The organism is Clavibacter sp. B3I6 (genome assembly GCF_030816895.1).
Classification (GTDB): Bacteria; Actinomycetota; Actinomycetes; order Actinomycetales; family Microbacteriaceae; genus Clavibacter.
Window position 1 is genome coordinate 1,445,666 of the sequence record NZ_JAUSYL010000001.1, and the last position, 18,229, is coordinate 1,463,894.

Sequence of the window (18,229 nt, forward strand, 5' to 3'; positions counted from 1 at the left end):
GGCGACATGACCACCACCCCCCTGCGCTTCGGCCTGATCGGCACCGGCCGCATCGGCCAGGTCCACGCCGCGAACATCGCCGCCGACCCGGACGCCGAGCTCGCGTGGATCTGCGACCCGTTCGTCGACGGCGCCCTGGCCCTCCAGGCGCGCCACGGCGGCACGGTCACCGAGGACGCCGTCCGCATGATGGCGTCCGGCGGGATCGACGCGGTCCTCATCGCGTCGCCCACCCCCACGCACGTGGACCTCATCGCCGCCGCCATCGACCACGGCCTGCCGGTGCTGTGCGAGAAGCCCATCGACCTCGACATCGCGCGCGTCGACGCGCTCCTCCCCCGCGTCCGCTCGTCCGGCGTGCCCGTCGCGCTCGGCTTCAACCGGCGCTTCGACCCGGCGTTCGCGGAGGCGCGCGCCCGCGTGGCCGCGGGCGAGATCGGCGAGCTGGAGCAGCTGTCGATCGTGAGCCGCGACCCCGCCGCGCCGCCAGCCGCGTACGTGGCCGTCTCGGGCGGGATCTTCCGCGACATGACCATCCACGACCTCGACATGGCGCGCTCCTTCCTGCCCGACATCGTCGAGGTGCAGGCGACGGGATCCACGACCTTCGACCCGGGCGCCCGCGAGCACGGCGACTTCGACACCGCGGTGGTGACCCTCCGCGCGTCGAGCGGCGCGCTCGTCGTCATCGCGAACTCGCGCCACAGCGCGGTGGGCTACGACCAGCGCATCGAGGCGTTCGGCGCGCGCGGGTCCCTGCAGGTCGCGAACGCGCTCACGAGCCTCGTCAGCGTCTCCACGGCCACGAGCGTCGAGGGCAAGCCGCCGTACCAGGACTTCTTCCTGGAGCGCTACGCCGCGGCGTACGTGGCGGAGCTCCGCGCCTTCATCCGCCTGGCGCGCGGCGAGGAGTCCGACAGTCCGACGTTCGAGGACGGCCGCGCGGCGCTCGTCCTCGCGGACGCGGCGCAGCGCTCGGCCGTCGAGCGGGTGGCGGTGCCCGTCTCCCTCTGACGCCGATCCGCTCCCTCAGACGACGCCCTCCCGCGCGACCGCGGGCCGGGCGTCGTCGTCGCGCGCGGACGCGGGCCAGCGGCAGGGCAGACTGGCAAGTCGGACCGGTCGAGCCGGCCGGACGACGCGGGTCACGACACGGATCCGTCTTGTCAGTATGTATTGACAACTGGGACGGCCGGGACGAGGATCGCCCCGACGACGACGTCCAGGACCCCCCTGCGGGCGTCCGCCCGACAAGGAGCATTCGATGAAGAACAGATCCCTGGCCTCCCTCGGCCTCGTGGCCGCGGCCGGCCTCCTCCTCACCTCATGCGCGGGCACCGGCCAGGAGGCCGCGCCCACGGCCGGCGGCGGCAGCGGAGGCGGCGACCTCACCTTCGCGGTGGTCACGCACTCGGGCCCGGGCGACGCGTTCTGGGACCGCGTCAAGTCGGGCGCCGAGAAGGCGGGCGCCGACTACGGCGCGACGATCACGTACAACGCGGACCCGGATCCGGCGAAGCAGTCCCAGCTCATCGACAACGCGGTCGCGCAGCAGGTCGACGGCATCGTGGTCTCGATGGCCAACCCGGACGGCCTCAAGGACAGCATCGAGAAGGCGGTGGCCGCGGGCATCGCGGTCGTCACCATCAACTCCGGCATCGAGCGGTCGGCGGAGTTCGGCGCCATCACCCACATCGGCCAGAGCGAGACGGTCGCCGGCGAGGCGGTCGGGAAGCGCCTCGGCGACGCGGGGCTGACGAACGCCCTCTGCGTCATCCAGGAGGCCGGAAACGTCGGCCTCGAGGAGCGCTGCTCCTCCGCGGCGAGCGCCTTCCCCGGCCAGATGGCGAACCTCCAGGTCGACGGCACGAACGACGCCGAGGTGAAGGCCACCATCAAGTCGAAGCTGCAGGCGGATCCCTCCATCGACGGCGTGCTCACGCTCGGCGGGCAGTACGCCATCGACGCGGTCGGCGCGGTCGAGGAGTCGGGCAGCGACGCGCAGGTCGGCACCTTCGACCTCTCCGAGGACGTCGTCAGCGCGGTCGAGGCCGGCACGATCCTCTTCGCGGTCGACCAGCAGCCGTACGTGCAGGGCTTCCTCGGCATCACCGCGCTCGACCTGAACGCCACCAACGGCAACGTGATCGGCGGCGGCCAGCCCGTCTACTCCGGCCCCGCGTTCGTCACGGAGGACGACGCGGCCCAGGTCGCCGAGTTCGCGAAGAACGGCACCCGCTAGGCGCCCGGGCCGGTCGCCCCGACGCGACCGGCCCGACCCCGCCCCACCCGCACCGCCCTCCCCGCACCGCCTCCCCCACGCTCACCGAAGGAGCCCCGCGTTGACCACGACGGACATCGTGACGATCGCCACGAGGCCGCGCCTCGAGAACAGGCCGATCCGCAAGATCCTCGCCCGGCCGGAGATCGGCGCCCTCGTGGCCGCCCTCGCCGTGCTGGTGTTCTTCTCCCTCTACACGCCGCAGTTCCTCACGCTCGCCGGAGCCGGCGTGTGGCTCGAGTCGGCCTCGACGTTCGGGATCATGGCGGTCGCCGTCGCGATGCTCATGATCGGCGGCGAGTTCGACCTCTCCGCCGGTGTCATGACGGGCTTCTCGGCCCTGGTGGTCGGCATCCTCACCTCGCACTACGGGCTGAGCATCTGGGTGGCCGTGGTCGTCTCGCTCGCCGCGGCCCTCGCGGTCGGCGCGCTCAACGGGTTCCTCGTGATGAAGACGGGCCTGCCGAGCTTCATCGTGACGCTCGGCACGTTCTTCGCCCTCGCCGGCGTCGACCTCGCGGTGACGAAGCTCATCACCGGCCAGGTCGCCATCCAGGGCATGACGAAGGTGCCGTCGTACGACGCCATCCAGCCGGTCTTCGGCTCGTCGCTGCAGATCGGCGGCGGCACGTTCTACGTCTCCGTGCTGTGGTGGTTCCTCGTCGCGGCGGTCGCCACCTGGATCCTGCTGCGCACGCGCGCCGGCAACTGGATCTTCGCGGTCGGCGGCGCCAAGGAGTCCGCCCGCCAGGTGGGCGTGCCGGTCTTCAAGACGAAGGTCGGCCTCTTCATGGGCACCGCGGGCGCGGCCTGGCTCGTCGGCATGATCTCCCTGTTCCGCACCTCGACGGTGCAGGCGAACACGGGCGTCGGCCAGGAGTTCATCTACATCATCTGCGCGGTCGTCGGGGGGTGCCTCCTCACGGGCGGCTTCGGCTCGGCCATCGGCGCCGCGCTCGGCGCCCTCATCTACGGCATGGTCTTCCAGGGCATCACCTTCGCCCAGTGGGACACCAACTGGCTGCGCACCGTGCTCGGCGGGATGCTGCTCGCCGCGGTGCTCCTCAACAACCTGGTGCGGACGCGGGCGGGAGGCGGACGATGAGCACCGACGTCGATCCCGCCGCCGCCTCCGCGCCCCTCGCCGGCGCCGTCCCCGGTGCGGCGGAGGAGGCCGGCGGACGCCCGACCCCAGCGCTGCCGCCCGTGGGCGCGACCATCCTCGAGGTCCGCGACATCGGCAAGTCCTACGGCGCCGTCAACGCGCTCACCGGCGTCTCGACCGTCGTCAACGCCGGCCAGGTCACGTGCGTGCTCGGCGACAACGGCGCCGGCAAGTCGACCTTCATCAAGATGCTCGCGGGCGTGCACGCGCCGAGCGAGGGCACCATGCTCCTCGACGGCGAGCCGGTCGTGCTGGGCTCCCCGCGCGCCGCCCTCCAGGCCGGCATCGCGACCGTCTACCAGGACCTCGCGGTCGTGCCGCTCATGCCCGTGTGGCGGAACTTCTTCCTGGGCTCCGAGATCACCAAGGGCAAGGGTCCGTTCCGCCGGCTCGACGTGGCGGCCATGAAGGCGATCACGCACGAGCAGCTCGCCCAGATGGGCATCGACCTCCGCGACGTCGACCAGCCCATCGGCACGCTGTCCGGCGGCGAGCGCCAGTGCGTGGCCATCGCCCGGGCGGTGCACTTCGGGGCCCGCGTGCTGATCCTCGACGAGCCGACCGCGGCCCTCGGCGTCAAGCAGTCGGGCGTCGTGCTGCGCTACATCGCGCGCTCGCGCGACCAGGGGCTCGGCGTGGTCTTCATCACGCACAACCCGCACCACGCGTTCCCGGTGGGCGACCGGTTCCTGCTGCTCAACCGCGGATCCAGCCTCGGCACGTTCGAGAAGGACGAGATCACGCTCGGCGAGCTGACGAGCCTCATGGCCGGCGGCGCGGAGCTCGACTCGCTGGCCCACGAGCTCGCGCGCGACGCCGGCCCGGACGGGGGCCGGGGACCGGCGGACGCCTGAGCCGCCCCGTGGAAGGATGAGACGTTGACCTGACCAGCGAGGGAGCGATCCACGTGACGCAACCGGAGCAGATCCTGCCCCCCGACCTGTTCCTCGCGCTCGACCGCTCGGGCCCGGTGCCGCTCTACTACCAGGTGGCGAACCTGCTGGAGACGGCGATCCACGACGGCACGCTGCCGGCGGGCGCCCGGCTCGAGAACGAGATCGCGCTCGGCAACCGGCTCGGGCTCTCGCGCCCCACCATCCGCCGGGCGATCCAGGACCTCGTCGACAAGGGCCTGCTCGTGCGCCGCCGCGGCATCGGCACGCAGGTCGTGCACGGCCGCGTCACCCGCAACGTGGAGCTCACGAGCCTCTACGAGGACCTCGAGAGGTCGGGGCAGACGCCGCGCACCGAGATGCTGTCGTCCTCGCGCGGCACGGCCGACGAGCGGATCGCGGAGTCGCTCGGCGTCGAGGTCGGCAGCCCCGTGCTGCACCTGACCCGGCTCCGCACGGCCGACGGCGTGCCGCTCGCGATCCTCGACAACGTGCTCCCCGAGCCCTTCGTCGACCTGGATCCCGAGGACCTCGCCACCCACGGCCTCTACCAGCTCCTGCGCGGCCGCGGCGTGATCATGCGGGTCGCCAAGCAGCGCATCGGCGCCCGCGCGGCGACCGCGTCGGAGGCCCGCCTCCTCGACCTCCCCCGCGGCGGCGCCGTGCTCACCATGTCGCGCACGGCGTTCGACAGCTCGGGCCGCGCGGTGGAGCACGGCCAGCACTGCTACCGGCCCGACCTGTACTCGTTCGAGATCACGCTCGTCGACCGGTAGGCGCGGACCGGACCAGCTCCGGCTCCGCGGAGTCAAGGGCGGTGGCGAACCGGGGCCGCGCGTCTAGCCTCGCGCCCATGAAGCACATCACCTACGCCAAGAAGTCCCTCCTGCTGGGCGACGACGCCGCCGATGCCCTCATCGCCTACGCCGCCGTCCTCGCCACCCATGCCCGCGGTGACAGCGTCACCCTCCGCGCCCTCAGCTCCGACGGGGACGAGGTCGACGCGACCTTCCTCCTCACCGCCGGGGCACCCCTCATGGCCGAGACCTCGACCACGCGCCTGCCCGAGCCCGACAACGCCGACGCCGTCGCGCGCATGCAGGCGGAGACGGACCGCATGGTGTCGCCGGAGCCCGTGACCGCCGCGGACGCGGACTGGAACGCGGAGATGGACCGGGAGGTCTTCTCCCGGGAGTGAGGCTTTTACCCGGTCGCGGGATCGAGAGTCAAGGGTCGGGCTCATGTCGGCAGGATCGCGTCACCGCCGCTACCTTCGGCATCAGGATCGTGTACCCGCACGAACCCGATCGGAGACCGTGACCGCCCTCCTCCCCCCCCGAGGGCCCCTGTCGCGCGATCCCGCCTGCGGCGTACCCGGATGACGCCGTGGGACGAGCCCGGGACGACGCCCTCCCCCCGCGTCGCCCCGGGCTCCCTCTCGCCTCGGCCCGGGCTCCTGCTCGCGCGACCCGGATGGATCCGGACCCGTGGTCGGGAAGTCAAGGGGCAGGACCGGATGCGTCGAGCCGGGACCGGGGTGATTACGCTCAGACCACGCCCTCGAGCCGCGCCCCGCGCCCTGATCGCGTCGACGCGTCCGGGTAGCCCCGTCCCGGGACGCAGGGTGCGCATCGTGCTCCCACGCGGGACGTCCCCGCGGACCTGGACCCCGAGAGAGAGCCGCGCATGGGCCACCTCATCTACGACTCCCGCACCCGCACCGAGCTGGACGACCGCGCGCTCGCGCACCTGCAGATCGTGATCGTCAACAAGCTCCGCCGCCGGGAGTCCTTCACGTTCTCCTGGAAGAACCCCGCCTCCGAGGGCGACGGCCGCCGCACCATCTGGATCGCGCCGGAGATCCCCCTCGAGTTCGTGTACCTCGGCGGGCGCGCGCCCTCCATCAACATGGCGTGGGTCGAGGCCATGATGCTCGCGGCCAACACCTCCGCCGGCCTGCACCTCGTGCGGGAGCCGGCGGCGCCCGCGTCCCCGTCCGGATCCGCCGCCCCGCACGCCTCCAGCTGACCCCCTCCCCTCCCGCCCGCCGGCGCACCCGCGTCCGGCCGGACCCGCACGACCCACCGGAAAGGCCGCCATGGCCATCACCAACCTGCCCTACGACGACGAGCGCATCGTCGAGGGCGTCACCGCGGCCACGGCCCGCCACACCGAGACGCGCGACGTGAAGGTCGACTTCACGGGCGTCGGGGTCACGGCGGACGACACCGCCACCGTCACCGCGACCCTCACCTGGACGGTCTCCGCCACGGACGCCGTGCGGATCCTCGACGCGGCGCGCGTGCACCCGGAGGAGCAGGCCGGCTCGGCCGGCGACCCCGTCGCGCTCGACGCGTCGGCCGCCGCCGGCACCGCATAGGAGCACGCGTGCCGCGGATCGGCGGGGCGCGGGGCGACCTCGGCATGCCGCCGGAGCCGGACCGGCCTAACCTGGATGGAGTGACCCCCATGCGCGACGACATCTTCAGCACCCTGGCGGACTCCCTCGCGGGGGCCGACATCCTCGACGTCCTGTCCGACCTCGTCCACGCGAGCACCCGCCTCACCTCGGCGATGGAGGGCGGCATCGTCCTCGTCGACGGCGACGGGGAGATGCACGTCGTCGCGTCGACCAGCGAGCGCGCGGCCGACGTGGAGGAGGCGCAGCTCGGCACCCTCGAGGGCCCGTGCCTCGACTGCGTGCGCGACGGCGTGATCGTCGAGGTGCCGGACCTCGACGACCGCCTCGAGTCCTGGCCGCGCTTCTCCCGCATCGCGGAGGAGAGCGGCTTCCGCGCCGTGCACGCGACCCCCATGCAGCTCCGCGGCCGCACCCTGGGGTCCCTCTGCCTGTTCTCGTCGGAGCCCGGGCCGCTCAGCGACCGGGACGCCGCGCTGGTCCAGACGCTCGCCGACATGGCGACCCTCAGCATCCTGCAGCAGCACGCGCTCGACCGCAGCACCGCCCTCGGCGACCAGCTGCAGCACGCGCTCGACAGCCGCGTCGTCATCGAGCAGGCCAAGGGTGCGATCGCGCAGCGGATGGGCATCTCGGTCGACCAGGCGTTCGCGGTGCTCCGGCGCCAGGCGCGCTCCTCGTCGCGGCGGCTCCGCGACGTGGCCGAGGAGGCGCTGCGCACCGAGGGCCGGACCGAGGGCCGCGCCGGCTGAGACGGGCCCACGCCCTTCCGGCGTGGATCCAATATCCTATAGGATCTCCTCACGTGCTCGACGAGGAGGACCTGACGGATGACCCGACTGTGGAACGACCCGGCGGAGTTCGCCGACGACATGACGGCCGGCTTCGTCCGTGCCAACGGCCGCTGGGTGCGGCGCGTGCACGGCGGCGTCTCGCGCTCGACCCGCTCCGCCGAGCCCGAGGTGGCGGTCGTCATCGGCGGCGGCTCGGGCCACTACCCCGCGTTCGGCGGGCTCGTAGGCCCCGGCCTCGCGCACGGCGCCGCGATGGGCAACCTCTTCGCCTCGCCCTCCGCGCACCAGGTCGAGTCGGTGATCCGCACCAGCGAGCAGGGCCGCGGCGCGCTCCTCCTCTACGGCAACTACGCCGGCGACGTGCTGCACTTCGACGACGCCCAGGAGCGCGTGCGCGCCGACGGGATCGACTGCCGCACCGTGGTCGTCACGGACGACATCTTCAGCGCCGGGCCCGACGAGCAGGCGAAGCGCCGCGGGATCGCGGGCGACCTCACCGTCTTCAAGGCGGCGGGCGCCGCGTCCGCCGCGGGCTACGACCTCGACGACGCCGAGCGCGTCGCCCGGCTCGCCAACGCGCGCACCCGGTCGATGGGCGTCGCGTTCACGGGCTGCACGCTGCCGGGCGCCGACGAGCCGCTGTTCTCCGTGCCCGAGGGGCGCATGGCGATCGGGCTCGGGATCCACGGCGAGCCCGGCATCGACGAGACCGACATCCCCTCCGCCGACGGCCTGGCCGAGCTGTTCGTGCGGCACCTGCTCGCCGAGGCCGAGGTGCCCGACGGCGTGGAGGTGCGCGGCGCCCGGGTCGTGCCCGTGCTCAACGGACTCGGATCCGTGAAGAACGAGGAGCTGTACGTCGTGTTCACGCGCGTCGCGGACCTTCTGGAGGAGGCGGGGATCACCCTCGTGGACCCGCAGGTGGGCGAGTTCTGCACCAGCTTCGACATGGCCGGCGCCTCCCTCACGCTGTTCTGGCTCGACGACGAGCTCGAGCGGCTGTGGACCGCGCCCGCCGACACCCCCGCCTTCCGCAGCGGCGCGTTCGACGGATCCGCGCTGCAGCCCGTCGACGCCCGCGAGGACGACGAGGTGGACGCCGCCATCCCGGACGCGACCGAGGCCTCCCGGCGCACCGCCGCCCGCGTGGCCGAGGCCCTCGACGCCGTGCATCGTGTCGTCGCCGAGCACGCCGACGAGCTCGGCCGCCTCGACGCGGTCGCGGGCGACGGCGACCACGGCATCGGCATGCTGCGCGGATCCCGCGCGGCGTCCGAGCGGGCCGCCCGCGCCGTCGAGGCGGGCGCCGGCGCGCGCACCGCCCTCCGGCTGGCCGGCGACGCCTGGTCGGACAAGGGCGGCGGCACGTCCGGCGCGCTGTGGGGGCTCATCCTCCAGGCGCTCGGGGACGCGCTCGACGACCAGGACGCGGATCCCACGACGGGCGAGGCGGTGGCCCGCGGCGCGGGCGACGCGCGGGACGCCGTCATGGGCCACGGCAAGGCGTCCGTCGGCGACAAGACCATGGTCGACGCGCTCGTGCCGTTCGCGGACGTGCTCGCCGAGCGGGTCGCCGCGGGCGCGCCCCTCGCCGACGCGTGGGCCGACGCGAGCGCCGCGGCGCAGGAGGCCGCGGACGCGACCGCGGCGCTGAAGCCCGGCATGGGACGCGCGCGATCGCACGGCGAGCGCTCGGTCGGCACGCCCGACCCCGGCGCCGTGTCGCTCGCGCTCATCACCGCGGCCGTGGGCCGCACCCTCGCCGACCGGTGAGGGACACCGCACGAGACACCAGGAGGACCGGATGACCAGGACATGGCGCATCGTCGTCGGCTCGGACGACGCGGGCTACCAGCACAAGGAGGCGCTCAAGGCCGACCTCGAGGCGAGCGACCTCGTGGAGTCGGTGGTCGACGTGGGCGTCGACGCCGACGGGCACACCGCCTACCCGACCGTCGCGACGACGGCGGCCGAGATGGTCGCGCGCGGCGAGGCCGACCGGGCGCTGCTCGTGTGCGGCACCGGGCTGGGCGTCGCGATCGCGGCGAACAAGGTGCCGGGGATCCGCGCCGTCACGGCCCACGACTCCTACTCGGTGGAGCGCAGCGTGCTCTCCAACGACGCGCAGGTGCTCTGCATGGGCCAGCGCGTCATCGGGCTGGAGCTCGCGCGGCGGAACGTGCGCGAGTGGCTGACGTACGAGTTCGACACCTCGAGCGCGTCGGCCGAGAAGGTCGAGGAGATCCGCGCGTACGAGGCGCGGTAGGCCGTGGCCGAGCCCGAGTCCGAGTCCGCCGCGCCTTCGACCGTCGTGGGCGTGAGCCTGAAGATGTACTTCGGGCACGCGCGCACGCTCGCGTGGTGCCGGGACGTCGCGGATCTCGCGCGCACGCACCCGGCGGTCGCGTTGGGTTCGGCCGAGCTCGTGGTCCTGCCGTCATACCTGTCGGTGCCGGCGGCCGTCGGGATCCTCGACGGCGTCGCCCGGGTGGGCGCGCAGGACCTCGCGACCGAGGACGCCGGCGCCTTCACGGGCGAGGTCTCCGGCGGGCAGATCCGCGAGCTGGGCGGGACCTTCGTGGAGGTGGGGCACGCCGAGCGGCGGCGCCACTTCGGCGAGACGGACGAGGTGGTGCGGCGGAAGGCCGACGCGGCGCTGCGGTCCGGGCTCGTGCCGATCCTGTGCCTCGGCGAGGAGGCCGCGCAGGAGCCGGCCGACGCCGCGCGGGAGTGCATCCGGCAGCTCGACGATGCGCTCGCGCTCGCCCGGGAGGCCGGGCACGGCGGGCGGATCGTCGTCGCGTACGAGCCGCAGTGGGCCATCGGCGCGGAGGAGCCCGCGTCGGACGCGCACATCCGCGCGGTGTGCCGGGTGCTGCGCGCGCACGTGCGGGGGCTCGACGCGCACCCGGGATCCGCGGTCATCTACGGCGGCACCGCGGGTCCCGGGCTCCTCACCCGCATCGGGGACGACGTCGACGGGCTCTTCCTCGGCCGCCGGGCCCACGACCCCGCGGGCGTCCGGGCCGTCCTCGACGAGGTCCACGCGCGCGCGACCCGACGGGCGGCGCCCCCGGGCGCCTGAGACCGGCAGACTGTCCTGGTGACCTCCGGCCTCCCCCTCGACGCGACCTCGATGACCGCGCGGCAGGGCCTCCGCGACCGCGTCTACGACCTCGTGCTCGACATGCTCATGGGATCCCAGATGGAGCCCGGCTCCCGGCTCGCCATCGACCAGATCGCCCGCGACCTGCACGTGTCGCCCACGCCCGTGCGCGAGGCGCTCGTGCAGCTGGAGCGCACCGGGCTCGTCGCCCGCGAGGCGCACAAGGGCTACCGGGTCGCGCCGCCCATCGCGGGCGAGCAGCTGGAGGCGCTCTTCGACGCGCGCATCGTGCTCGAGGGCGGGGCGACGGCCCTCGCCGCGACCCATCCCGCGCGCCTCGTGCCCGCGCTCGAGGACGCCCTCGCCGCGCACGAGGAGACGACCGCCCGGATCCGCGCCGCGGGCGACGGCGCCGACATGCCGGTGGGCCTCATCCGCGAGTACTTCGTCGTGGACTGGGACTTCCACCACCGCGTCTTCGAGGCGACGGGCAACCCGTTCCTCCTCGACATGTCCGAGGCGATCTCCACCCGCGTCCACCGCATGCGCCAGACGATGCGGACGGGCGTGCACGACGCCGACGACGCCGTGCACGAGCACCGCGCGGTCATCGACGCGGTCGCCGAGGGCCCCGAGGCCGCGGCCGCCGCGATGCGGGCGCACATCGAGCGCGTGCGGGAGCGGTCGCGGCGCGACGCGGACGACGCCGTCCCGCGCTAGCGGGGCCGGGCTCGCGGGGCCGGGCTCGCGGGGCCGGGCTCGCGGGGCCGGGCGGCTCAGGACCGCTCGAACCGCTGCTCCCCGACGACGCCGAGCAGCCCGAGCGCCTCGGCGGCCCCCGACCCCGGCAGCGGGGTCAGCACGAGCAGCACCTGCGACTGGTCCTCCGTGAAGAGGGCCTGGCAGTGCACCTCGATCTCGCCGACCTCCGCATGCCGCAGCGTCTTGCGCTCGTCGAACCGGCTGCCGACCTCCTGGAGGTCCCAGTAGCCGCGGAACTCCGCGCTCGTCGCCAGCAGGCTCGCCAGCACCTGCGCCGCCAGCGGATCGGGGTCGGGCATCGACGCGGCCACCCGGAGCTGCGCCACCTGGAGGCGCCCCTGCCGCTCGTGGTCGCGCTCCGGGTACTGCCCGCGCTCCTCGGGGTGGGCGAACCAGCGGTGCACGCCGCTGCGGTCGAGGCCCGTCCATCCGGAGGCATCGCCGAAGAGGGCGGCGGCGAGGCGGTTCTGCGCGAGCGTCTCACCGAGCTCGGTGATGACGAGGGCGGGCGTGTCGTCGAGCCGATCGAGCACGCGCATCAAGCCGGGGCTGACGTGCGGGGACAGCCGGGCGCGCCGCGGCGTCTCGTGGCCGGCGAGGCGGAAGAGGTGGTCCCGCTCGTCGAGGTCGAGGCGCAGCCCGCGGGCGATGGCCGTGAGCATCTGGTCCGAGGGCTGCGGACCCCGGCGCTGCTCGAGGCGGGCCCAGTAGTCGGCCGACATGCCGACGACGGCCGCGATCTCCTCCCGCCGGAGGCCCGCGGTGCGGCGGCGGGCCCCCGGGCGCATGCCCACGTCGGAGGGCTGCAGCGCCTCGCGGCGCGCGCGGAGGAACTCGGCGAGCGCGGGTCGGTCCATGCCCCCATCCTCGCCCCTGGCCGGACGCGCATCCAGGGACCGTCGCTCCCCCGATGCGCGCTCCCTTCCCGGCGTCCCGGGCCCCGCGCAGGCTGGACCGCGACGGGGCGCACGGCCCCGCAGAGGAGGCACCATGAAGACCACCGGCAGCACCGTCCTGATCACCGGGGCCACGTCCGGCATCGGGCTCGGACTCGCCGAGCGCCTGCACGCCCGGGGCGACACCGTCATCGTCGCCGGCCGGCGTCGCGCGCTGCTCGACGCGATCGTCGAGGCGCACCCCGGCATGCATGCGGTCGAGCTCGACGTGGCGGATCCCGCGTCGATCCGCGCGGCCGCCGAGACCGTGACCCGCGCGCACCCGGGCCTCGACACCGTGATCACGATGGCCGGGATCATGCTCCCCGAGGACCTGCGCGACCCGGCGCACCTCGAGGTCGCGGAGTCCACGATCACCACCAACCTGCTCGGCACGATCCGCACGGCGGCGGCCTTCGCCCCCTGGCTCGCGGCGAAGCCCGACGGGGTGCTGATGACCGTGTCCTCAGGGCTCGCGTCCGTGCCCCTGCCGGCGACGCCCACCTACTCGGCCACGAAGGCCGCCGTGCACTCGTTCACCCAGAGCCTGCGGGTGCAGTGGGCCGACACGCCCCTGCAGGTGATCGAGCTCGTGCCGCCGGCGGTGCGGACGACCCTCATGGGGCAGCAGGACGAGGAGTCGGCGATGCCGCTCGACGAGTTCCTCGACGAGACGATGGGGATCCTCGAGCAGCAGCCCGACGTGGAGGAGGTGCTGGTCGAGCGCGTGCGGTTCCTCCGCGACGCCGAGGCGGAGGGCCGGCACGCGGACGTGCTCGCGCTGCTCGCCCAGCGCAGCCACTGACGCGCGGTCCGCTGGGTCCCTACCCGATCGGCGCCGGCCCCAGCTCGTCCATCAGCTTCTTGATCGCCACGTACGCCTTGTTCCGGTACGCCACGAGCGCCTCCGTGCGCTCGGCGGGCACGTCGAGGTAGCCGGCGCCCGTCTTGGTGCCGTACTCCCCCGCGTCCACGTGCGCCTGGAGCGACGCCGGCGTCGCGAAGCGCTCGGGCCAGCGGGTCTGCAGCGACGCGTAGCAGAACGCGTAGACGTCGAGGCCGGCCATGTCGGCGATCGCGAACGGGCCGAACACCGGCAGGCGGAAGCCGAAGGTGGTGCGGACGATGGTGTCGATGTCCTCGGGGGTCGCGATGCCCTCCTCCACGATCTGCGTCGCCTCGTGGAACAGCGCGTACTGGAGGCGGTTGAGCACGAAGCCCGTGGAGTCCGTCACGCGCGCGGTCTCCTTGCCCGTGGCCGCCACGAGCTCCTCCACGATCGCGATGGCCGACTCCGCCGTACCCGCGTGCGGGATCAGCTCGACGCCCGGGATGAAGGGGGCGGGGTTCGAGAAGTGCACGCCGAGGAAGCGCTCCGGGTTCGTCACGGCCTCGGCGAGCGAGGAGATGAGGATCGTGGAGGTGTTGGACCCGATGACGGCGTCGGGGCGCGCGGCCGCCGAGATCCGCCGCAGCGTCGCGTGCTTGATCTCGAGCTTCTCCGGCACGGCCTCCTCGATGAGGTCGGCGTCGGCGACGGCCTCCTCGATGGACGCGGCCGGCGTCACGTTCGCGGCGATGCGCGCCACGGCGTCGGCCGGGAACAGCCCGTCCGCGACGAACCTCTCCGCCTCCTGGAGGAGCCGCGCGTGGTTGGCGACGGCGATCTCCTCCGAGATGTCGGCGATGCGCACCTGCGCGCCCGCGAGCGCGAGCACCTGCGCGATGCCGCCGCCCATGTAGCCGGATCCGACGATGGCGATCCTCCGGGCGGTCCCGTGCTGGGTGGTGCTGTCCTGGTCGGTCATGACGACCCCTCCTGTCCTCGTGCGCCCTGCGGGAGCAGGGTGCGGATGTAGTCGCGGTTCTCCGCGCAGACGCCGAGGCTGTCGCCGCCGTACTGCTCGGTGAGGATGATCCCGTCGAAGCCGAGCTCGACCGCGTCGCGGATCACCTGCCGGTAGTCGATGAGACCCGACCGCATGGTGGTGGGCACCGAGGTGGCCCAGCTCCCGTCGGCGGCCTCGTCGCGCATGTAGTTCTTCACGTGCCAGTAGTTCGCGTACGGCAGCGTCTTCGCGTACAGCTCGCGCCAGCTCTCGACCGGCCGGTGCAGGCGGATGAGGTTCGCCACGTCGGGGTTGAGGCCCACGTTGTCGAGCCCGATCTCCTCGACGAGCCGCACCGCGCTGTCGGCCGTGCCGAGGTAGGTGTCCTCGTACATCTCGAGCGCCATGCGGAGGCCGAGGTCGGCGGCGTGCCGGCCGAGCTCGCGGAGGCGCGTGACGGCGGCGTCCCACACCTCGGGGTCGTCGGGGTCCTTCGGGCCCTCGGCCGTCCAGAACCACAGGGCCTTCCGCTGCGCCTCGCTGAACGGCTGGTGCAGGCCCGTGGAGAAGACGTCCATGCCCATCTCGGCGATGGCGTCGATGGTGCGGTGCGCGTAGGCGAGGTTCCGCTCCTCGTGGCCCGGCATGATCACGCTCTGCCGCTGCAGGTGCACCGACGGGATGCCGACGCCGTGCGCGCGAGCGACGGAGACGAGCTCCTCCCGGCGGGACGGCGCGAGGTCGGCGGGCCGGATGTGGCTGTCGGCCAGCTCGGCGAGGGTGAATCCCTCGCGCGCGATGTCCGCGAACATGCGGTCCCACACGGCCGCGTCGGCGTCGTGCAGGGCGGTGCCGTCGCGGCCCACGGTGGCGAAGGAGTGGAGGCACGTGGCGATGGGCCAGTCCTCGGCGCTGAACGCGGGTCCGCCGGAGGATCCCGGGGTCGTCGCGCTCGGCGCGGGGGTGGCGGGGTTCTCCGGCATGCTGCTCCATCGCGGTCGTCGGGTCCCGGATGCCCGGGATCCAGATCCTATAGGAAATAGCATCCGGACGGCCAGGGCCGCCGCGACGACCGCCGCGTCACCCCAGCAGCGGCCGCTGCGCCTTCCGCTTCTCGACGTACTCGGCGTGCGCGGCCTGCGTCGACGGCATCTCGGAGACGCCCGGCACGGGCACGTCCCACCAGCCCTCGCCGTCGGGGCCGTAGACGAGCGGGTCGCTCTCGATGTGGATCATGGTCGTGCGGTCGGACGCCTTCGCGCGCCGCACGGCCTCGCCGAGCTCGCGGGTGGCGTCGGGCCCGGGCGCGACCTCGATCACGTCGACGCCGTAGCTGCGCGCGTTCGCCGCGAGGTCCACGGGGAGCGGCTCGCGGCCCTCGAAGGCGCGCGTCGCGGGGTCGAGCGAGCGGTACCGGGTGCCGAAGCGCTCCGTGCCGACCGTCTCGGACAGGTGCCCGATGGAGGCGTAGCCGTGGTTCTGGATCACCACGACGATGATCTTGAGGCCCTCGGCCACCGCGGTCACGAGCTCCGTGTGGAGCATGAGGTACGAGCCGTCGCCGACCATGACGATCACGTCGCGGTCGTCGCCGAGCGCCTCCGCGCCGCGCTTGACGCCGAGGCCGCCGGGGATCTCGTAGCCCATGCACGAGAACGCGTACTCCACGTGGTAGCCGAGCGCGTCCCGCACCCGCCAGAGCTTGTGGAGGTCGCCGGGCAGGGACCCGGCCGCCTGCACGACCACGTCGCGCGGGTCGCTCGCGGCCTGGACCGCGCCGATGATCTCCGGCTGGCCCGGCAGCGCGCCGCCGGTCGGGGCGAGCGCGCGGTCGACGGCGGCGTCCCACTCGCGCTTCTCGCGGGCGATGCGCTCCGCGTACCCGGGGTCGACGCGCGTGCCGGCGAGCGCCGCGATCAGCGCCTCCAGCGTCTCGCGCGCGTCGGCCACGACGGGCAGCTGCGTGCCGTGCTTGTAGGCGTCGAAGGGGGCGACGTTGACGTTCACGAAGGTCACGTCCGGGCGCTGGAACGCCGTGCGGCTCGCGGTCGTGAAGTCGGAGTAGCGCGTGCCGATGCCGATGACGACGTCGGCCTCGGCGGCGAGGCGGTTCGCGGCCGTGGATCCGGTCGCGCCGATGCCGCCGAGGTGCTGCGGGTGGTCCCACGTGAGCGCGCCGCCGCCGGCCTGCGTCGTGCCGACGGGGATCCCCGTGGCCTCGGCGAAGCGGAGCAGCGCCTCCTCGGCCGCGGAGTAGATCACGCCGCCGCCCGCGACGATGAACGGGGTCCGGGCGTCGCGGATCGCCTGCACGGCGCGCGCCAGCGGACCGCGCTCCGGCAGCGGGCGGCGCAGGTGCCACTCGCGCGGCGCGAGGAACGCGTCGGGCACGTCGAGCGCCTCGGCCTGCACGTCCTCGGGCAGCGCGATGGTCACGGCGCCCGTCTCGGCGGGGTCGACGAGCACGCGCATGGCCGCCAGCGCGATCGAGTACAGCTGCTCGGGCCGCTGCACGCGGTCGAAGAAGCGCGAGAGCGGGCGGAACGCGTCGTTCACGGTGATGCCGATGTCGTGCGGCATCTCGAGCTGCTGCAGCACCGGATCCGCGACCCGGGTCGCGAAGGTGTCGCTCGGCAGGAGGAGCGCCGGCAGCCGGTTCGCCGTGGCGAGGGCCGCGCCCGTGAGCATGTTCGCCGCTCCCGGCCCGACGGAGGCGGCGCTCGCGTAGGTCGCGAGCCGCCGGTGCATGCGCGCGAAGCCGACCGACTGGTGCACCATCGCCTGCTCGTTGCGGGCCTGGTGGTACGGCATGAGGTCGGGATCCTGCGCATTCGCCTGCATGAGCGCCTGGCCGATGCCCGCGACGTTGCCGTGGCCGAAGATCCCGAAGACGCCGGGGATCGTGCGCTCGCGGTGGTCGCCGTCGACCGTCCACTGGTTCGCGAGGAACGCGACGAGCGCCTGGCTGACGGTCATGCGGGTGGTGGGCTCGGTCATCGGCTCGGGGCTTCCTGGTCGGGGGCGGTGGCGTCGGGGGCCTCGGGGGCGGTGGCGTCGGGGGCCATGGGGCCGTCGGCGGTGGCAGCGGGCGCGGCGGTGAACGGCAGGCGCGGGTCGATCTCCTGCCCGGCCCACGTGCCGCGGATCCAGCCGTGGGCGGGGTGGTCGGCGATGAGCCAGGCGCGGTCCGCGCCGGGCCCCGCCATGACGTTGAGGTAGTAGAGGTCGTAGCCGGGCGCCGCGACCGCGGGCCCGTGGTAGCCGTACGGCACGAGCGCGACGTCGCCCGTGCGCACCACGGCGTCGATCGCGATCTCGCCCGCGGGCGACGACGACGTGTGGAAGAGGCCGAACGGGTCCGTCCCCGCGGGCGCGTCCAGCCCCCGGCCGACCGCGGACTCGAAGTAGTAGACCTCCTCGAGCCGCGACTCCTCCCCCGGCCGGTCCTCGTCGTGCTTGTGCGCGGGGTAGCTCGACCAGTTCTCGGCCGGCGTGACGACCTCGCAGACGATGAGGCGGTCGGCGTCGAGGGACCCCGGCGTGCCCGGCGTCCCGAAGTTGTGGACCTGGCGGCTCGACCGCCCGGCGCCGCGCAACTCCACGGACACGTCGTCGCGGGCGATCAGGCGGCTCGGCACCACGCGCGTCGCGGGCGCCTCGGCGACGGCGACGCGGCCGGATCCGGTGAGCACCGCGCTCGACGCGCACGACAGGTAGAGCACGTCCGTCGGCCCGGCGAACACGGAGGCGCGCCCGTCGAGGTCGGTGACGCGCTCGGCGCCGTCGCCCTCCCGGTGCCGCACGGCGAAGGATCCCGCGAGCGGCACGACCATGCGCTCGACGCCCGCGGCGGGCAGCTCGAGCGCGTCCCCGTCGGCCAGCACGGCGACCCGGAGGCCCGTGTGCTCCCAGCCGGGCAGGGTCGCGTCCACCACCGTCTCCCAGCCGTCCCGGCCGAGGCTCCCGCGGGGGTGCAGCCACTCGTTCGTCGTCATGCTCGTCTCCGTCGTCGTCGTCGGTGCCGCCGGGCGGCCGGGTCGTGGGG

The 18,229-nt window shown here is 74.0% G+C and carries 19 protein-coding genes; 14 read left to right on the top strand and 5 right to left on the bottom strand.

Features of this window, described 5'->3' with window-relative positions:
* Window positions 1-6: 6 nt before the first annotated feature.
* From iolG to QFZ62_RS06750, 13 genes are all read left to right on the top strand, one after another.
* Window positions 7-1,014 carry an inositol 2-dehydrogenase gene (iolG, locus tag QFZ62_RS06690; protein WP_307503317.1) on the top strand — a complete coding sequence of 336 codons (1,008 nt, stop codon included), beginning with the start codon at window positions 7-9 and terminating at the stop codon, window positions 1,012-1,014.
* Between the two features lie 250 nt (window positions 1,015-1,264).
* Window positions 1,265-2,242 (top strand): sugar ABC transporter substrate-binding protein, encoded by a 978-nt coding sequence (locus QFZ62_RS06695; RefSeq protein ID WP_307503321.1) that lies wholly within the window; start codon window positions 1,265-1,267, stop codon window positions 2,240-2,242.
* Window positions 2,243-2,342: 100 nt separating this feature from the next.
* Complete coding sequence (locus tag QFZ62_RS06700; RefSeq protein WP_307503324.1) at window positions 2,343-3,386, top strand: ABC transporter permease; 1,044 nt, start codon at window positions 2,343-2,345, stop codon at window positions 3,384-3,386.
* The gene (locus tag QFZ62_RS06705; protein ID WP_307503326.1) at window positions 3,383-4,300 is read left to right on the top strand and encodes an ATP-binding cassette domain-containing protein; all 918 of its coding nucleotides are present in this window, start codon (window positions 3,383-3,385) and stop codon (window positions 4,298-4,300) included. Before QFZ62_RS06700 ends, QFZ62_RS06705 begins: the two co-directional genes overlap by 4 nt.
* A gap of 53 nt (window positions 4,301-4,353) precedes the next feature.
* Window positions 4,354-5,115, top strand: a complete 762-nt coding sequence (locus QFZ62_RS06710) for a GntR family transcriptional regulator (RefSeq protein WP_307503328.1) — start codon at window positions 4,354-4,356, stop codon at window positions 5,113-5,115.
* A gap of 77 nt (window positions 5,116-5,192) precedes the next feature.
* Window positions 5,193-5,537 (top strand): hypothetical protein, encoded by a 345-nt coding sequence (locus tag QFZ62_RS06715; protein ID WP_307503331.1) that lies wholly within the window; start codon window positions 5,193-5,195, stop codon window positions 5,535-5,537.
* A 488-nt stretch (window positions 5,538-6,025) separates the two neighbouring features.
* Window positions 6,026-6,367 (top strand): ATP-dependent DNA ligase, encoded by a 342-nt coding sequence (locus QFZ62_RS06720; RefSeq protein WP_307503334.1) that lies wholly within the window; start codon window positions 6,026-6,028, stop codon window positions 6,365-6,367.
* A 70-nt stretch (window positions 6,368-6,437) separates the two neighbouring features.
* A complete protein-coding gene (locus QFZ62_RS06725; protein WP_307503337.1) occupies window positions 6,438-6,719 on the top strand; it encodes a hypothetical protein in 282 nt (93 codons plus the stop codon).
* Between the two features lie 89 nt (window positions 6,720-6,808).
* Entirely contained in the window at window positions 6,809-7,510 is a 702-nt protein-coding gene (locus QFZ62_RS06730; RefSeq protein ID WP_307507709.1) for a GAF and ANTAR domain-containing protein, read from the top strand.
* A 78-nt stretch (window positions 7,511-7,588) separates the two neighbouring features.
* Window positions 7,589-9,325, top strand: coding sequence for a dihydroxyacetone kinase family protein (locus QFZ62_RS06735; RefSeq protein ID WP_307503340.1), 1,737 nt, complete (start codon window positions 7,589-7,591; stop codon window positions 9,323-9,325).
* A 31-nt stretch (window positions 9,326-9,356) separates the two neighbouring features.
* Window positions 9,357-9,818: a ribose-5-phosphate isomerase gene (locus QFZ62_RS06740; RefSeq protein WP_307503343.1), complete on the top strand. Its 462-nt coding sequence runs from the start codon at window positions 9,357-9,359 to the stop codon at window positions 9,816-9,818.
* Window positions 9,819-9,869: 51 nt separating this feature from the next.
* Window positions 9,870-10,637 carry a triose-phosphate isomerase family protein gene (locus QFZ62_RS06745; RefSeq protein ID WP_307503345.1) on the top strand — a complete coding sequence of 256 codons (768 nt, stop codon included), beginning with the start codon at window positions 9,870-9,872 and terminating at the stop codon, window positions 10,635-10,637.
* Window positions 10,638-10,655: 18 nt separating this feature from the next.
* Window positions 10,656-11,378 carry a GntR family transcriptional regulator gene (locus QFZ62_RS06750; RefSeq protein WP_307503347.1) on the top strand — a complete coding sequence of 241 codons (723 nt, stop codon included), beginning with the start codon at window positions 10,656-10,658 and terminating at the stop codon, window positions 11,376-11,378.
* A 56-nt stretch (window positions 11,379-11,434) separates the two neighbouring features.
* On the opposite strand, the gene QFZ62_RS06755 is transcribed toward QFZ62_RS06750, so the two are convergent.
* The gene (locus QFZ62_RS06755; RefSeq protein WP_307503350.1) at window positions 11,435-12,277 is read right to left on the bottom strand and encodes a helix-turn-helix transcriptional regulator; all 843 of its coding nucleotides are present in this window, start codon (window positions 12,275-12,277) and stop codon (window positions 11,435-11,437) included.
* A gap of 133 nt (window positions 12,278-12,410) precedes the next feature.
* Here QFZ62_RS06755 and QFZ62_RS06760 point away from each other — a divergent pair, with 133 nt between their 5' ends.
* Window positions 12,411-13,160: an SDR family oxidoreductase gene (locus QFZ62_RS06760; RefSeq protein WP_307503354.1), complete on the top strand. Its 750-nt coding sequence runs from the start codon at window positions 12,411-12,413 to the stop codon at window positions 13,158-13,160.
* A 19-nt stretch (window positions 13,161-13,179) separates the two neighbouring features.
* Here QFZ62_RS06760 and QFZ62_RS06765 read toward each other — a convergent pair whose 3' ends face one another.
* From QFZ62_RS06765 to iolB, 4 genes are all read right to left on the bottom strand, one after another.
* On the bottom strand, window positions 13,180-14,163 hold the full coding sequence (locus QFZ62_RS06765) for a 3-hydroxyacyl-CoA dehydrogenase family protein (protein ID WP_307503357.1): 984 nt from the start codon (window positions 14,161-14,163) through the stop codon (window positions 13,180-13,182).
* Window positions 14,160-15,167 carry a sugar phosphate isomerase/epimerase gene (locus QFZ62_RS06770; RefSeq protein ID WP_307503359.1) on the bottom strand — a complete coding sequence of 336 codons (1,008 nt, stop codon included), beginning with the start codon at window positions 15,165-15,167 and terminating at the stop codon, window positions 14,160-14,162. The genes QFZ62_RS06765 and QFZ62_RS06770 overlap by 4 nt, the downstream gene beginning before the upstream one ends.
* A gap of 97 nt (window positions 15,168-15,264) precedes the next feature.
* Window positions 15,265-17,181: a 3D-(3,5/4)-trihydroxycyclohexane-1,2-dione acylhydrolase (decyclizing) gene (gene iolD / locus QFZ62_RS06775; protein WP_307503363.1), complete on the bottom strand. Its 1,917-nt coding sequence runs from the start codon at window positions 17,179-17,181 to the stop codon at window positions 15,265-15,267.
* The gene (iolB, locus tag QFZ62_RS06780; RefSeq protein ID WP_307503366.1) at window positions 17,178-18,179 is read right to left on the bottom strand and encodes a 5-deoxy-glucuronate isomerase; all 1,002 of its coding nucleotides are present in this window, start codon (window positions 18,177-18,179) and stop codon (window positions 17,178-17,180) included. The genes iolD and iolB overlap by 4 nt, the downstream gene beginning before the upstream one ends.
* Between the last annotated feature and the right edge of the window lie 50 nt (window positions 18,180-18,229).

Excerpts from the sequence above, each read along its gene's own strand:
- QFZ62_RS06755 (WP_307503350.1), bottom strand. The coding sequence starts at position 12,277 with ATGGACCGACCCGCGCTCGCCGAGTTCCTCCGCGCGCGCCGCGAGGCG.
- QFZ62_RS06725 (WP_307503337.1), top strand. The coding sequence starts at position 6,438 with ATGGCCATCACCAACCTGCCCTACGACGACGAGCGCATCGTCGAGGGC.
- iolG (WP_307503317.1), top strand. The coding sequence starts at position 7 with ATGACCACCACCCCCCTGCGCTTCGGCCTGATCGGCACCGGCCGCATC.
- QFZ62_RS06730 (WP_307507709.1), top strand. The coding sequence starts at position 6,809 with ATGCGCGACGACATCTTCAGCACCCTGGCGGACTCCCTCGCGGGGGCC.
- QFZ62_RS06765 (WP_307503357.1), bottom strand. The coding sequence starts at position 14,163 with ATGACCGACCAGGACAGCACCACCCAGCACGGGACCGCCCGGAGGATC.
- QFZ62_RS06705 (WP_307503326.1), top strand. The coding sequence starts at position 3,383 with ATGAGCACCGACGTCGATCCCGCCGCCGCCTCCGCGCCCCTCGCCGGC.
- iolB (WP_307503366.1), bottom strand. The coding sequence starts at position 18,179 with ATGACGACGAACGAGTGGCTGCACCCCCGCGGGAGCCTCGGCCGGGAC.
- QFZ62_RS06695 (WP_307503321.1), top strand. The coding sequence starts at position 1,265 with ATGAAGAACAGATCCCTGGCCTCCCTCGGCCTCGTGGCCGCGGCCGGC.
- QFZ62_RS06760 (WP_307503354.1), top strand. The coding sequence starts at position 12,411 with ATGAAGACCACCGGCAGCACCGTCCTGATCACCGGGGCCACGTCCGGC.
- QFZ62_RS06735 (WP_307503340.1), top strand. The coding sequence starts at position 7,589 with ATGACCCGACTGTGGAACGACCCGGCGGAGTTCGCCGACGACATGACG.
- QFZ62_RS06715 (WP_307503331.1), top strand. The coding sequence starts at position 5,193 with ATGAAGCACATCACCTACGCCAAGAAGTCCCTCCTGCTGGGCGACGAC.
- iolD (WP_307503363.1), bottom strand. The coding sequence starts at position 17,181 with ATGACCGAGCCCACCACCCGCATGACCGTCAGCCAGGCGCTCGTCGCG.
- QFZ62_RS06720 (WP_307503334.1), top strand. The coding sequence starts at position 6,026 with ATGGGCCACCTCATCTACGACTCCCGCACCCGCACCGAGCTGGACGAC.
- QFZ62_RS06770 (WP_307503359.1), bottom strand. The coding sequence starts at position 15,167 with ATGCCGGAGAACCCCGCCACCCCCGCGCCGAGCGCGACGACCCCGGGA.
- QFZ62_RS06740 (WP_307503343.1), top strand. The coding sequence starts at position 9,357 with ATGACCAGGACATGGCGCATCGTCGTCGGCTCGGACGACGCGGGCTAC.